This is a genomic window from Christiangramia oceanisediminis (assembly GCF_022570735.2).
Lineage (GTDB): Bacteria > Bacteroidota > Bacteroidia > Flavobacteriales > Flavobacteriaceae > Christiangramia > Christiangramia oceanisediminis.
The window spans coordinates 796853-812470 of sequence record NZ_JANCNS010000001.1 but is presented as its reverse complement, the minus strand read 5'-3'; the positions used below and the strand labels follow the sequence as shown (position 1 = coordinate 812470).

Sequence of the window (15618 nt, the reverse complement as noted above, 5' to 3'; positions counted from 1 at the left end):
CAGGTATTGAGTTCTTTACATTGCTACGTATAGTTTTAGAATGTTAATATTTAATGTATTTTAGCAGGCCATCTGGGATTGAAAATTTTTCACCGGAGATCTAAAATTATGAGCAAAATACCTGGCCATTCTTCCCATCAAAATATTACAGAAGATACTTTGATAAATACTGCTTCGAATATAACTAAGACGATTAGAGAGCCTTTGCTTATTTTGGATTCAGATCTTAATTATGTTAATTCCAATCCCGCATTTTTAGACGTTTTCAGCCTGAATTCTACTGCGGAATTTATTGAAAACTGGAATTCGAAGTCAAGAGATTTTGTGGCCTTGCGAAAGGCGATCTCCAACAACCTGCCAACAAAAGCTTTAGAAGATCTTCCGCTTAAATTGAGCGATTCCGGGGATTCGAGTGGCAACTACCTGGTGAATGCAAATTACCTGGAACTGGAAAAAGCCCAATCTGGTCTTATTCTTATTTCATTTAAACGCGGAATCGATTCCAGGACCCAGGAGGAAAAGAATGAACATGTAGAGAGGTTTGATGACATCTTTTCCCAGGCTCCGGCAATGATCTGTCTCCTTACCGGCCCTGAGCATGTCTTTGAAATGGCCAATGACAATTATTATCGCTTAATAGGTCACCGGGATATTATAGGCAAAACAGTTCGGCAGGCCTTACCTGATATTGAAGGGCAGGGTTTTTATGAAATGCTGGATAATGTTTACCAGTCTGGTGAAGCCTCCAGAGGAAATGAAATGCTGGTCACTCTACAGGATCCTGAACAGGGTTCAAAACAGGCTTATATTGACTTTGTATACCAACCTATTAAGAACTCTCAAGGTTCTGTCACCGGTATTTTTGTGCATGCCCTCGATGTAACCGAAAAAGTTGAATCCAGGCATAAGCTCGAAAAGAGCGAACAGGAACTTCAGGATCTAGTTGATGCCGTCCCTGCCATCCTATGGATTTCCAAGGCTGATGGTGAAAATTATTACCTGAATAAAAAATGGTTTGAATATACGGGCCAAACTTTGAATGATATAAAGAATTTGGGATGGCTCGATGCGGTTCACCCTGAAGACCGGAGCGAGGTAGAACAGAGTTTTAAAACAGCCAATGCTGAAAAAAAGGAATTTCAGGCCAATTTCAGGTTACGGAACAAAAATGGAGATTATCGATGGGTTCGCGATAGCGGAAGTTTAAAGTTCAGTTCAGAAGGCGAATATGAAGGCATGGTGGGAACCGTGATCGATATTCATGAAGAAAAGCTGAAGGAACAGCTCGTAAACGAAAAGGAACATCGAATTAGATCGATTATCGAGGAAGCTACCGTCGCGACCGCCCTTTATACGGGTGAGGAAATGAGGATCTCTATGGCAAACGATGCTATGATCCAGCTTTGGGGAAAAGATCATTCGGTAATCGGTACTACTTTACATGAGGCGCTTCCTGAACTGGAAGGACAGCCATTTCATGATTTGTTACAGCAGGTGTATTCAACCGGTAAAATGTACTGGGGGAAGGAAGATCCCGCCAGCCTGATGATAGACGGGAAATTACAGACCAATTATTTTAATTATACATATAAAGCCCTTCGGAACGAAAGCGGAGAGATTTACGGAATTTTAAACATGGCCGTAGATGTCACCGAAATGAAAAAATCCAAGGAAAAGATAAAAGAAAGCGAAGCCCGCTTCCGTTTGATGGCCGATATGATGCCTGAAAAGATCGCAAGTACCGATGCCGCAGGGAATTTCACTTATTTTAACCAGGGGTGGCTGGAATACACAGGTCTTTCCAGTGATGACCTAATCAGTAAGGGTTGGTTTGATTTTATTCATCCTTCAGATAAGGAGGAATTTGCAGAGAAATGGAATACTTCTCACCGCACGGGTGAAGATTTCGAGATGGAATTTCGTTTCCTGAACAATAAGAAGAAATATAACTGGCATCTAAGCCGTGCCGAGGCGATCGCCGATGAAAAGGGCCAGATTCAAATGTGGATATTCACCGCCACCGAGATTCAGAAATTAAAAGCTGAAGAAAAGCGGAAGGAAGATTTCCTTAAAATGGTAAGTCATGAGTTAAAGACACCAGTAACCTCTATTAAGGGATATGTGCAGCTGCTGTTGAGCCTTTTAAAACGAAATGAAGGAGTCGACAACTTAGGGATTCCGCTTCAAACTTCCCTGGAGCGAATAGATCACCAGATCGTTCGCCTTACCAGGCTCATTTCTGAAATGCTTGATCTTTCCAGGATCGAAAAGAACAAACTTGAACTTCAAAAGGAAAGGTTCCGGCTTAATAACCTGGTAAAAGAGACTGTTCAGGACATCAGGTATACTAATACCCAGTATAAGATTTCCATCCAGGAAGAAGTGGACTTTGAGGTTTATGGCGATAAGGACAGGATTGGCCAGGTTCTTATCAATTTGGTGACCAATGCGATTAAATATTCGCCTAACAGCCAGGAAGTCGATATCAGGGTTTACAAATCGGGCGAGGACCAGGTTTCGGTAAGTGTGAAGGACCATGGGATTGGGATTTCAAAGAAGAATCAAAAAAAGATCTTTAAACGTTTTTACCGCGTGGACGGAAAAAATGAAGAAACTTATTCGGGCTTCGGGATTGGACTGTATCTTGCCAAGGAGATCATCAAAAGGCATAATGGCTCAATTGCAGTTAAAAGTGAAAAAGGAGAAGGTTCAGAATTTACATTTACATTAAAAATAGCTTCAGAAAATAATTAGTTTGATGAGTAACGAGAGAAAGATTCTGGTTGTTGATGATGACTCTGGAATTGGAGAAATGTTGAAGGTTTTGCTCGAGTTTAATGGTTATAAAGTTTTTGTGACCGAGAAACCGGAAATGGTGCATAAGATCATCCGTAAAGAAAAGATAGACCTGGTGTTGTTAGACCTGTTGATTTCAGGTATCAACGGTAGCGATGTGTGTGTGGATTTAAGAAATAGTGATGAAAAGATCATGCGGCAAATGCCGGTGTTAATGATGTCTGCCCTGCACAAGGCAAGGGAGATCTGTAACCAGGCCGGGGCTAATGATTTCATCTCAAAACCTTTTGAGATCGAGGATCTCATGAATAAGATTGAAGAACTTTTAAAAGATCAGGAAACGGCTAAATAAAGACCGTTTCAGGGCAGATCTTATTGTTAATTTATCGCAAAAGGCTTCGGTATACCCCATAATCTCAGTAAATTAAAGGAAACTGCAATTGCAACTGAGCGGGAAGATGGAAGAGCAAATTCAAAAGACATTCAGTTATAAAAAGCGATCAAAAGCCCCTGGTTTTTCTGCCAAACCCTGGAAGCAAATTGGGAAGGGTGTTTTAAAACAATTGAAGACAGATCATGTCCAGATCGTATCGGCAGGGGTAGCATTCTATTTCTTTCTGGCAATTTTTCCAGCCATAGCCGCCCTTCTTGCCATCTATAGTCTTGCCTTTGACCCGGCCAGTATACAGGAACATCTCTCAGGAATTTCGGCGGCAATGCCAGCCGAGGTATATGGGATCATCAAACAGGTGATCAATTCTTCCTTACAGCAATCCCAGGAAACGCTGGGCTGGAGCCTTGTTATAAGTATACTTCTTAGTATCTGGAGCGCCAATAAAGGTACTTCGGCCATATTTGAAGGTGTGAATATAGCTTATAACCTCAAAAATACTCGTGGATTTTTAAAAAAGACCATCCTCACTCTTGCTTTTACGCTGGGCACGGTGATACTGGGAATCATTGGTGTGGCACTTGTGATCGTTTTTCCAGGACTTATAGACAAACTGGAATTGCCCGGCTTTTGGAAGGAATTGATCGGTTTTTTAAGATGGGTGATCATGGGAATGTTGCTTACTTTCTTTATGGCTGCGATCTACCGCCTGGCTCCCTGCCGTAAAAGCCCGAAATTTAGATGGTTCTCATTCGGAACGATCCTGGCTACTATTCTTTGGCTGGCTGGATCCTTACTATTCAGCTGGTATGTAGAAAACTTCGGAACCTATGGTGAAGCCTACGGAAGTTTTGCGGCAGTGATCATTCTTTTGTTATGGTTCTTCCTGTTCTCATTTATGGTGCTGCTGGGAGCTGAGGTGAATTCTGAAATAGAGAGACATACAAACCCGGGAACTACAAGGATTATGGGATTTGCCAACCGGGATTGAAAATTGCCTGATTTTACTGAAGCTGGATCTTTCGGTTTTAAACCAAACAGCCCCAACATTTAATAAGGCTTCCTTAAAATTCAAATCTAAATGTTTAGAGAAGGTTAAAGTTTTGAAATTCAGGCTTTTTGTCAGGATCGCTTCAGCAGAAAAAAATTAAATTCAAAATAAAAAAATGGAACATATAGTCAAAATTCAGTCGGTGGGGGATATTACTCACAATGTAAAGAGATTCCGAACCGAAAAACCTGATAATTACACTTTCACTCCCGGGCAGGCCACCGAGGTTTCCATTAATAGTGAGAAGTGGAAGGATGAAAAAAGGCCATTTAGCTTTACAAGTCTGGGGCAGGATCCATTCCTTGAATTCACCATAAAAATCTATCCAGATCATGATGGGGTTACGGAGCAAATGGCCAAGTTAAAACCAGGTGATGAATTGATCATCAGAGATACCTGGGGAGCGATTGAATACAAGGGACCCGGATATATAATTGCCGGTGGTGCTGGTATCACCCCATACCTTGCCATCCTGAGAGATCTTAAAATGGATGGGCAGGATATCAAGAGCACACTCTTTTTCTCGAACAAGACCGATAAGGATATCATCCTGAAAGATGAGCTGGATGCCATGTTGGGTGACAGGGTGACTTACGTGATCACAGACCAGGAAGATACCAACCATGTAAATTCGTATATCGATAAGGATTTTCTTCTTGATCATGTAGAGGATTTTGATGCTCAGTTTTATGTTTGCGGCCCACCTGAAATGACCGAACAAATAGGCAAAACCCTCAGGGAACTGGGCGCTTCTACCCAGGCTGTTCAGCTGGATGATCAATAAAATCTCCGGGATATTTATTCTATTTATTTAAATGGGAAACAATAAAATGTAAATAAAACTTGACATTTACATTTTTTAGCTATCTTTGTGTAAAGTTAACTTTACTTTAAATCGGATAAACTTTACATAAATGAAAGAAGAACAATTTTTCAAAAACAAGAATAAAAAAAATACCCGCAACCTTGGCGCATGGACCTTATTGTGGGTTTTTAGTCTGGCTCTCGTTACTTTTGGCCATGCTTTGATCTGGAACGAGAATACAACAATTAGCCTGGTGCTTCTTATTGTTAACACCCTTATAGGTATTGGAATGATCCTGGCCAATGTGAGATATTTGAACGGCCTGGATGAATTGCAGCGCAAAATTCACCTGGAAGCCATGGGAATTTGCCTTGGAGTTGCTTTGGTCGCGGGTATCACGTACTCTACCATGGACGTGACCAATATTATCGCTTTTAACGCAGAAATATCTCATCTAATAATTTTGATGGGTCTAACCTATCTGGTTTCTATATTAATCATTAATGCCAGGTACAAATGAAAAACAAACTCAAGGTACTGCGCGCAGAAAATGATATGACCCAGGCTCAGCTAGCCGATGAGACAGGGGTTTCGAGGCAAACTATCAATGCGATTGAAAAAGGGAAATTTGATCCCAGTTTGCCACTTGCCTTCAAATTAGCGCGGCTTTTTAACCGGAAGATCGAAGATATTTTTCAGGATGAGAACGACTGAATTAGCGCGTAAATCTTGCTATCAGGTCCCGGTGTTGTGGAAATGCTGAGGTTAGTTCGTTTCTCTGGGCCAGTTCAAAATCTGAAAAGTCGAAGCCGGGAGCCACAGTGCAACCTACCAGGGCGAATGAGTTAGGTGTAGTTACTTCTGCAGCGAACCAGCTGCCACCTGGCACGACCACCTGCGGCGATTCTCCCTTAAAAAGGTCCCTGCCTATAAGTTTGGAACTGTGCTGGCCGGTTTCAGAAATTATATGCAGATCGATGTTAGAACCCTCATAAAAATGCCAGATCTCATCCTGTTTGATACGGTGAAATGCCGAAAACATACCCGAGGTGAGCAGGAAATAGATACAGGTGCTGTAATTCCGGGTTCCATTGTAGGCGGAACCTGGATTAATTTCACCCTTACTCCGGTAAGTTTCCTTAAAATATCCAGCTTCGGGATGTAATTGCAATCCCAGTTTTTCAATGATTTTCTCCTCTATTGTCATCTTCGCTTTAATTATAATATTGTTCCTGCAAATTAGGAATTTATACTTATCAGGTTCTGCCAGGGCAGCATTGTTTGCTTTCTGCTGAATTTTGCCTTCAACTCACTCTTAATCAGAAATCTAAAAATAGTATATTAGCTAGGAAAGACTGTAGCTACTATTTTATGTTCAGAAGCCTTCCTTCCTCAAATTATTTCTTGTTGAGCCTGGTATTGATGGTATTACCTCTACTAACCCATGCCCAGGTTCAGATACTGGAGCCAGAAGTTGAAGAAGTTGAGCAGGACAGTATTCCTGTTGAAGAAGTGCAGGCAACTCCACTAGACCAAATAGTTCGTGAGATTGAAACCACGAAAGAAGAGGTTCGTTCTATTGAAAAAAGATTAGACCTCAATATTAGCAATATCGATTCTTTGTTCCCTTTTTATGAACGATTCCTGGACCAGCAAAAAATTGAGGTAGATCGATTTTTTACCGCTAACCCAAATCGGGAAAAGGTGGATAATGTCATTATCAAATGGCAGGGATTCAAAAAGTACCTCGGTGAATGGGAAACCAGCACCAACGAGCTGGAAAGAAGGAATTCCATAATTCTTGACAGGCTTAGGCTTAGGGAAAAAACATGGGAACTCAATTATGAAAATGCATTGGCAGAAGAGTTACCAATTGAACTGGTAGACAATATCCGGGAAACCCTTAACCAAATCGTAGAGCTTAGAATAGCTATTGAAAAAAGAAATAATGAGCTGTTGATCCTCGAAACCAACATCAACCAGGAAATCAACCAGGCAAGTGAAGTTATAGAAGACCTTATGGCGCTGAAAAGGTCTGAGATGTACGGGTTATTTCACCAGCGAATTCCACCGGTATGGGAAACAGGATTTCGCGGTCTGGCAACGCCCTCGCGAAATGAGAACATGAACTCCCTGGAGATTACCAGGGTGGAGGTCCTTAGGTTCCTGAACCGAAGCAAAAATTCACTTCCTTTATTCCTGCTCCTGGTTGGTTTGATCATTGGTTTTGTCTACTACTGTAAAAGAGCCTTTAAGAAATATCCCGATGTAGAGGAGGATTTGGATCTTATAGATTCACGAAAGGTCCTAACAAGGCATCATGTAGTAGTGATCTGCCTGCTGTCTCTGCTGCTGGCAAGGTATTTCTTTGTACCGGTACCCAAGCTGTTTCTGGATATTTCCAGTTTGTTGTTGCTGGTTTGTTCGATTCCTATCGTATGGATATTGATGGGCGAACGCTATAAGAGCCTGGTATATTTTGCCATAATAATCTTTGTGCTGAATTCACTAAAAAGTCATGTCTGGTTCAATGCCGAGCAGTACAGGATCTTTCTTTTGTTGGAATCGGTCTTCGTTATTATGGTGATTTACTTTTACACCAGGCCTTATTTTCAGACTTTTAAAGAAGCCAGGAATAAATTCACCAGTATCCTTTTGAAGTTGGTGCCTGTGATTTATGCGTTCGTGTTCATCGCCATGATAGCTGTTTTGGCAGGATATGTGAACCTGGCCGATTTTATACTTAAGATCTTTACGCGCAGCGGGCCCCTCCTTATATGGTTATTAGCACTTTTAATGACCTTGAATTCGGTCTTTTTAAGTATCATTCACAGGCATTACAAGGTCAAGACCATCTATTCTCCCCAGGAAAAGTACCAGACCGAAAAGAAAGTGCTGAGAATAATAAAAGTGGTGCTTGTCTTTTTAGGGGTACTCATCTTTCTTAGGTTAATAGACCAGTTAGCACCAATTGTAGGTTTTATCAGGGAGTTGCTCAGCGAACCTTATGTAATAGGTCAGATAAGCTTTACCCTGAATGATGTTTTCTCCTTCTTACTGATCCTGGTTTCCTCTTTTTTAATCACCAGGATCATCGCTTTTATTTTTAACGATGAAGATGGTTTTTTAAGATTTTTGAAATTACCCAAAGGAGTTCCTACGGCGGTTTCGATAGTGATCAGGTATCTGGTGATCGCTTTTGGGATTGTCTTTGCATTGTCATCCCTGGGAATCAACCTTAGTGAATTTAATTTGATGGCCGGTGCCCTGGGCCTTGGTATTGGATTTGGGCTTCAAACTGTAATTTCAAATTTTATTTCGGGATTGATACTCGTATTTGAAAGACCTATTCTAAAGGGAGATACGGTTGAAGTTGATAATTTGCTGGGAACCGTTAATCGAATAGGAATCCGCTCGTCCAATATCACCACTTTTGACGGGGCCGAAGTGATCGTTCCCAATAATAATCTTATTTCAAACGATCTTATCAACTGGACCCTTTCCAACAATACTAAACGTGTGGAGGTATTTGTGGGGACTACTTATGGTTCAGATCCTAATAAGGTATTGAAGATCCTTTATACAGTTGCCAAAGATCATAAAAACACACTGCCAGATCCTCCACCGCAGGCACTTTTTCTTAATTTTGGGGAAAGCTCCCTGAATTTCACACTTCGGTTTTGGGTGCATTATGAAAACTGGTTACAGGCGAGAAGCGATGTTTCTATAGATATTTATAATGCATTCAAAGAGGCTAATATTCATATTCCATTCCCACAGCGCGATATCTATATCAAAAGTATGCCTGGTGTTAAGGACAAGGAAGAGCCTGAAGATTCCCGGGGACCAGATATGAGGGATACCAGCGTACCCGAGGTTAAGGTGCCAATAGAACACAGGGATAAGCCGGCCGAAACCAAAACCAAAACAGAGCTTGACCCAAGTGAGGATGATGGGAGCAGCGAAAAGGAAAGTTGATCCTTACTGAAAAAACATCCTGCTCGAAAAAGACCTCCTGGAAATCATGAGAGGGATTCTTCTATTTTAATTTGAAATAACCGCTGAATTTTAAGTTTCCTTTAGCTATAAGTTTTTCCTAAAATCCATAGTTTTTAATGATGAAAATTTAAATGTTATAAGATTAAATTATTATAACTTTAAAATGTTATTAATTAAAACTTTCCAAAAATGTCAAACAACAATCATTCGAACAATTCCGATAACCACAAAGTCTGGGAAGTGAACGAATCGAGCAAGTGCCCGTTTATGGGTGGTGCGACTAAATTCACCGCAGGTAGCGGAACTTCGAACCGGGACTGGTGGCCGAATTCACTGAACTTAAAAATTTTACGTCAGCATTCTTCCCTTTCAGATCCAATGGGAGAAGATTTTAATTATGCCGAAGAATTTAAAAAACTGGACCTGAAAGCCGTAAAACAGGATCTATTCGAGCTAATGGAAGATTCACAGGAATGGTGGCCAGCCGATTATGGACATTATGGTCCTTTTTTCATCCGGATGGCCTGGCATAGTGCGGGTACTTACCGTATTGCCGATGGACGAGGTGGAGGTGGGTCTGGCTCCCAGCGTTTCGCACCCTTAAACAGCTGGCCAGATAATGCAAACCTTGATAAAGCCAGACTTCTGTTATGGCCTGTTAAACAAAAATATGGAAACAAAATATCCTGGGCTGATCTTATGATACTGGCCGGAAACTGTGCGCTGGAATCGATGGGTCTTCAAACCTTCGGATTTGGTGGCGGCCGTGAGGATATCTGGGAACCGGAAGAAGATATCTACTGGGGTTCTGAAGGCGAATGGCTTGGGAACAAGGAACGTTTTGCAGGAGATAAACTGGAAAATCCGCTGGGTGCAACTCATATGGGACTGATCTATGTGAACCCTGAAGGTCCTAACGGAAATCCTGATCCCGTTGCAGCTGCCGATCATATTCGCGAAACCTTTGGAAGAATGGCCATGAACGATTACGAAACCGTAGCGCTTATCGCCGGCGGGCATACCTTCGGAAAAACCCATGGCGCCGCCGATCCTGAAAAATATGTAGATGTGGAGCCAGCAGGTGCAGGCATCGAGGAAATGGGACTGGGTTGGAAAAATACCTTTAATAGCGGTAATGCCGAAAATACCATTACCAGTGGTATCGAAGGTGCCTGGACACAATCTCCAACTAAATGGAGCAATCATTTTTTCGACAATCTGTTCAAATACGATTGGGAATGTATAAAAGGTCCGGGTGGTGCTTATCAGTGGCAGCCTAAAGACGGAGCCGGTGCGGGAAGTATTCCTGATGCATTCGACTCGAACAAGAAACATGCTCCATTTATGCTTACAACCGATCTTTCTCTGAAAATGGATCCTGAATATGAAAAGATCTCGAGACATTTTTATGAGAATCCCGATGAGTTTGCCGATGCCTTTGCCAGGGCATGGTATAAATTAACTCACCGTGATATGGGGCCAATTTCAAGATATTTAGGTCCTGAAGTTCCGGAGGAAGAACTGATCTGGCAGGATCCTGTTCCGGCAGTAGATCATGAACTCATCAACGAGGACGATATTTCCACTTTAAAAGGAAAGATCCTGGATTCCGGTCTAAACGTTTCGGAACTGGTGACCACTGCATGGGCTTCGGCTTCTACTTTTAGAAATTCCGACAAACGTGGGGGTGCCAACGGAGCACGTATCAGGCTGGAACCTCAGAGACACTGGGAAGTGAACAATCCCCCGCAATTGCAGAAAGTGCTTCAAAAGCTGGAAGAGATCAAAAACGATTTCAATGATTCACAGTCTGGAAACAAAAAAGTTTCCATGGCCGATCTTATCGTGCTTGGAGGAGCTGCTGGTGTTGAAAAAGCGGCGAGAAGTGCTGGGATGGATATCAGCGTGCCTTTTACTCCGGGGCGTACCGATGCCAGCCAGGAACAAACCGATGTGGAGGCTTTTGAACCACTTGAGCCACAGGCCGACGGATTCCGAAATTTCGCTAAAAGGCAGGACAGTATTTCAACCTCTGCAGAGGAAATGCTGGTAGATCGTGCGCAACTTATGGGTCTTACCGCTCCAGAAATGACCGTTCTCGTTGGTGGAATGAGAGCCTTGAATGCTAATCACGATGGTTCCAAACACGGTATTTTCACCGATCGCCCGGGAACCCTGAGCAATGATTTCTTTAAGAATATCCTCGACATGAATACCACCTGGAAAGCAAAATCTGATGACCAGCGAGTATTTGAAGGTCATGATCGAAAAACCGGGGACGTGAAATGGACCGGTACAAGAGTGGATCTCATTTTCGGTTCGAATTCAGAACTCAGGGCTTTGTCTGAGGTTTATGCTACCAGCGATGCGCAGGAAAAGTTTGTAAAAGACTTTGTAAAGGCATGGACCAAAGTAATGAATAGCGACCGTTTCGATCTTTAATGATTATAGCTATATAATTTGAATGCGGGAGGTGGTTTTTTTAAGCCACCTCTTTTTTGTTTCTGGTTCGTTCATAAATAAGCTGTTTGATTTATTTTAGAGCTGAAAACATTAATTTTAAGGTTTAAAATGATTCCCGGGAATGAAAAACAACATTCTTTTGATAGTATCCTTGCTGTTTCTGAGCTCGTGCCAGCAGGAAAGACAATTGATAATAACCAAAGAATACCTGGAAAAGCATCAGGAGTTTCAGAAGGCACACAGGGAAGAACAGGATTATTATTTGAGCATATCAGACGTATTTGAATTAGATCCGCTTGGCATCAATAGTTTCGGGTCTTCGGCTGAAAATGTTTTTCAGCTTAGGGACAGCCTGGCACCTTCCCATATAGGCCAGCTGCAATTTGAAAAAGATTCATTGGTGTTTGTTGCTTCACCTGGACTGGAGGTAAAACTTAAGAACGATTCTGTTATAGATCGCTTCAGGCTCGCTTCCCTTAATGACCGCGGACATTCAGAAGTGTTGTCTTATCAGAACTATAGCTGGTACATAAACTCGCACGAAAAAGTAAAACTTTTGCGAATCCTTGATTCGTTAAATCCCGAGATTGAAAAATTTCCTGGTTTCCAAACCTATGATCTCGATCCTCAATTTATTTTTAAAGCCAGGATCAACCGGTATGAGACCCCAAAGATCGTTAATGTGAGAATGGTTGGGAACCAAAGCATGAATGCCGAATTTATTGGCGAGCTTATTTTTGAACATAAAGGCCAGATCTATACCCTGGATTTTATGGAAGGTAATTTCATCATGTTCGGTGACGAGACATCGAAAACTGAAACCTATGGAGCCGGCCGGTATCTTGAATTTGAAACAGATGAAAATGGATATGCCATCCTGGATTTCAATAAGGCTTACAATCCGCCCTGCAGTTATAGCGGATTCACCACCTGTGCCTATCCTTCGGAAGAAAACTGGCTGGATTTTGCAGTTCTGGCGGGTGAAAAAGAGGTGCTGCTAAGCAAATAATAGTTTTTGTTTCCGGTTCAACCTTGTAGTAATTCTTCAGTTTCAAGGGAAATATGAAATAGCGTATTTCTTTGCCTCGATTTCTAGGAAATGATTCAATACTTTGCCAGCATCCTGTGCAGAGGCTATAATTATTTTCCAGTACCAAATTGAAATACTTTTTTACCATCAATAAATTCCTAAATTTGCAGCACAACAATAAACAACACAACACAACATGTCCGCTACTACAGAAGCAAAGATCTTTACCTGTACTCAAAGCAGGGAGCTAGCCGAAAAGATCGCCGAAAAATTTGGAACCAAACTCGGTAACGTGATCACCTCGACCTATAGCGATGGAGAATTTCAACCATCATTTGAAGAATCGGTTCGTGGTTCACGGGTATTTATCATTGGTTCTACCCATCCTGGAAGCGATCACCTTATGGAGATGTTGCTCATGCTTGATGCGGCTAAACGAGCTTCTGCAAGACATATTACCGCGGTAATGCCATATTTTGGCTGGGCAAGACAGGATAGAAAAGACAAGCCTCGTGTGCCTATCGCCGCAAAAATGATCGCCAGTATCCTCGAAACTGCCGGTGCAACCAGGATCATTACGATGGACCTGCATGCAGACCAGATCCAGGGATTCTTTGAGAAACCAGTAGATCATCTGTATGCCAGTACGGTTTTTCTTCCTTATTTGAAAAGTCTTGGGCTGGATAACCTTACCGTTGCCTCTCCAGATATGGGTGGATCTAAAAGAGCCTATGCATATTCCAAGGCACTGGAAAGCGATGTGGTGATCTGTTACAAGCAGCGTGCGAAAGCTAATGTGATCTCACATATGGAACTAATTGGAGATGTTACCGGGAAAAATGTGGTGCTGGTAGACGATATGGTAGATACTGCCGGAACCTTAACCAAGGCAGCCGATGTTATGATGGATCGCGGAGCTATAAGCGTTCGAGCAATTTGTACACATCCGGTGCTTTCTGGAGCTGCTTACGACCGAATCAATAATTCCAAACTTCAGGAATTGATCGTAACCGATTCGATTCCATTGAAACAGGAAAGCAGAAAGATAAGAGTGGTTAGCTGTGCCGAGCTTTTTTCAGACGTTATGAAAAGCGTTCATGAAAATCGTTCGATCAGTTCAAAATTCATCATGTAAAAAATTATAATCCCGCCAACCGGCGGGATTTTTTTATTCGGAATTCGGTTCAACTGGTTCATTTTGGGCAACGGCATAAACCTCAAGTTTTTTGCCTGTAACTTCCTCAAAAAGTTCCTTTTTTCGCATGGCACCCCAAATTTCAAGTTCTGGTTCTCCTATGCAGGTAATATAAAAATTGATGTTTTCTGAACTCTTTTCGATCTCAAGCTCGCGAACATTTTGGTAATGACTGCGATCCAATCCGTCTGCCACTCTTAAAATGGCTGATAGTTTTTTTACCCGGTTCTTTAAAGCCTTGCTGAGTTTTCGATATCGCTTATGTCTTTTTTTCGGGGTCGATCTGCGGTGATACCTGGCAACATTTGCCATGATATCGATCTCATCTCCATTAAAGCCTTTTAGGTCGGCATGCCTGATGAGGTAAAGGGCATGTTTATGGTGTTTTCGATGGGAGATATAATAGCCAATATCGTGTAAAAGCGTGGCGTATTCCAGCAATTCCCGGTCTTCGTTCAGCAATTTCAGGTCTTTTTTAAATTCGTCGAAGATCTGAAGCGCCAGTTGTGCCACATGCCTGGAATGATCTTCGAGCCAGTTGCATTTTCTCAGCAATTCATAAATGCTTCGTTTCCGTGGTTCCGGGAAACTGGCCGCCGAAGAAAGATTTGATTTTTGTTTGTTTATATAATCCAGGATCATCCCATCTCTTAAAGCACCTTCAGAGATCTTCACGTTCTGGATATTATAATTATCTATCAGGAATTTCAACAGAACCATCCCCGGGTTGATGATATCTACCCGTTTTTCCTCCAGGCCTTTTTCCTTTAAACGTTTTTTGCTGTCGAGCTTTATGAAATATTCATAAAAGGGCATGAATTCATCATCATGGAATACGAGTTCGTTGAGGGTAAGAGAAGAACTAATCGAATTCCGGTTGGCGATCATTGCCGCGATATTTTCCATGGTTCCAGATGAGCCTATAATGGTTTTTACTGAGTGATCCTTCATTAGTTTGCTCAGGTCTCTAAGAGTTTTGCCGAAGTGCTCTTCCAGTTCCTGAATTTCGGTTTTCGTGATCGGGTCGTTATCTACGAACTGGGCCGCCATCCTGGCCACTCCTATTTTAAAGCTATCGAGAAAATCGAATTTCGTTTTGTTTCCCAGGATGAATTCCACGCTTCCCCCACCAATATCAACCATTAAAACACGTTCATCTTCCAAGTGAACCGAATGTCTTACAGCATAACCAATCAATTCGGCTTCCTTTTTACCCGGTATCGCCCTGGCCTTGATCCCGGTTTCATCAATGGCCCGCTGAATGAAATCACCCCCATTTTTTGCTTCCCTGATGGCACTGGTGGCATAAGCAAGAATTTCCTCAACTCCCTGGCTGTCACATAGGAATTTAATGCGTTTTAGGGCATCTATTCCCCGTTGCATAGCATCTTCGCTAAGTTGATGATCCATGCCTTTTTCAGCAAGTATCACCATTTCCTTGAGTTTGTCTATGGTGCGAAAACTGCCATCGGCATAGATGTCTACGAGAACCGCATGGAAAGAATTAGTACCAAGGTCTATGGCAGCAATTCGTTTGGTTGGAGTGGTGTTGTCTGGATAGTTAGTCATTTTAGTTGGTTCCTGATGTTCCCCCTTTCATTTCTTTTCAATTTACGCATTTTTCAGGTCAAAATATTTTAATCAACTGCTAAATAGTGATTTATAGCTTTTTTTCGGAACAGGCTTTTGGTTTATTTTTCTGCTTCAGAAGTCATCAAAATACAAAAACGGCTTTACTTTCAGCTAAATCCTGGAAATCACCGAACTTTTTCAACTTCAGTGTTTTAAAGATTAATAAAAAGGCTTACTTTTGCAGCCACAAAATTTTTAAGCAAATGAAGGCGGTTCACGAAGAACTTGACGACATTTGTTCAATTTAATATCTATT

12 protein-coding genes are annotated in these 15618 nt (G+C 41.9%); 10 read left to right on the top strand and 2 right to left on the bottom strand.

Annotated elements, in window-relative coordinates:
- The first annotated feature begins 108 nt into the window (after nt 1-108).
- From MKO06_RS03740 to MKO06_RS03715, 6 genes are all read left to right on the top strand, one after another.
- Entirely contained in the window at nt 109-2754 is a 2646-nt protein-coding gene (locus MKO06_RS03740) for a PAS domain-containing sensor histidine kinase (protein ID WP_241550999.1), read from the top strand.
- A gap of 4 nt (nt 2755-2758) precedes the next feature.
- Nucleotides 2759-3148 (top strand): response regulator, encoded by a 390-nt coding sequence (locus MKO06_RS03735; RefSeq protein ID WP_241550998.1) that lies wholly within the window; start codon nt 2759-2761, stop codon nt 3146-3148.
- Nucleotides 3149-3254: 106 nt separating this feature from the next.
- A complete protein-coding gene (locus MKO06_RS03730; RefSeq protein ID WP_241550997.1) occupies nt 3255-4178 on the top strand; it encodes a YihY/virulence factor BrkB family protein in 924 nt (307 codons plus the stop codon).
- Nucleotides 4179-4353: 175 nt separating this feature from the next.
- A complete protein-coding gene (locus tag MKO06_RS03725) occupies nt 4354-5022 on the top strand; it encodes an FAD-binding oxidoreductase (protein ID WP_241550996.1) in 669 nt (222 codons plus the stop codon).
- A gap of 130 nt (nt 5023-5152) precedes the next feature.
- On the top strand, nt 5153-5563 hold the full coding sequence (locus MKO06_RS03720) for a hypothetical protein (protein ID WP_241550995.1): 411 nt from the start codon (nt 5153-5155) through the stop codon (nt 5561-5563).
- Nucleotides 5560-5757 (top strand): helix-turn-helix transcriptional regulator, encoded by a 198-nt coding sequence (locus MKO06_RS03715; RefSeq protein WP_241550994.1) that lies wholly within the window; start codon nt 5560-5562, stop codon nt 5755-5757. Before MKO06_RS03720 ends, MKO06_RS03715 begins: the two co-directional genes overlap by 4 nt.
- Nucleotide 5758: 1 nt before the next feature.
- On the opposite strand, the gene MKO06_RS03710 is transcribed toward MKO06_RS03715, so the two are convergent.
- A complete protein-coding gene (locus MKO06_RS03710; RefSeq protein WP_241550993.1) occupies nt 5759-6250 on the bottom strand; it encodes a cupin domain-containing protein in 492 nt (163 codons plus the stop codon).
- 164 nt (nt 6251-6414) lie between these two features.
- Between MKO06_RS03710 and MKO06_RS03705 the strand changes: the two genes are divergently transcribed.
- The 4 genes from MKO06_RS03705 to MKO06_RS03690 all read left to right on the top strand — a co-directional run bounded on the left by MKO06_RS03705 (nt 6415) and on the right by MKO06_RS03690 (nt 13670).
- Nucleotides 6415-9021 carry a mechanosensitive ion channel family protein gene (locus tag MKO06_RS03705; RefSeq protein ID WP_241550992.1) on the top strand — a complete coding sequence of 869 codons (2607 nt, stop codon included), beginning with the start codon at nt 6415-6417 and terminating at the stop codon, nt 9019-9021.
- 210 nt (nt 9022-9231) lie between these two features.
- Nucleotides 9232-11484 (top strand): catalase/peroxidase HPI, encoded by a 2253-nt coding sequence (gene katG / locus MKO06_RS03700; protein ID WP_241550991.1) that lies wholly within the window; start codon nt 9232-9234, stop codon nt 11482-11484.
- Nucleotides 11485-11626: 142 nt separating this feature from the next.
- A complete protein-coding gene (locus MKO06_RS03695) occupies nt 11627-12514 on the top strand; it encodes a DUF1684 domain-containing protein (protein WP_241550990.1) in 888 nt (295 codons plus the stop codon).
- Nucleotides 12515-12731: 217 nt separating this feature from the next.
- Nucleotides 12732-13670 (top strand): ribose-phosphate pyrophosphokinase, encoded by a 939-nt coding sequence (locus tag MKO06_RS03690; RefSeq protein ID WP_241550989.1) that lies wholly within the window; start codon nt 12732-12734, stop codon nt 13668-13670.
- Between the two features lie 33 nt (nt 13671-13703).
- Here the strand turns inward: MKO06_RS03690 and MKO06_RS03685 are convergent, their stop codons facing one another.
- Complete coding sequence (locus MKO06_RS03685) at nt 13704-15299, bottom strand: Ppx/GppA phosphatase family protein (protein ID WP_241550988.1); 1596 nt, start codon at nt 15297-15299, stop codon at nt 13704-13706.
- Between the last annotated feature and the right edge of the window lie 319 nt (nt 15300-15618).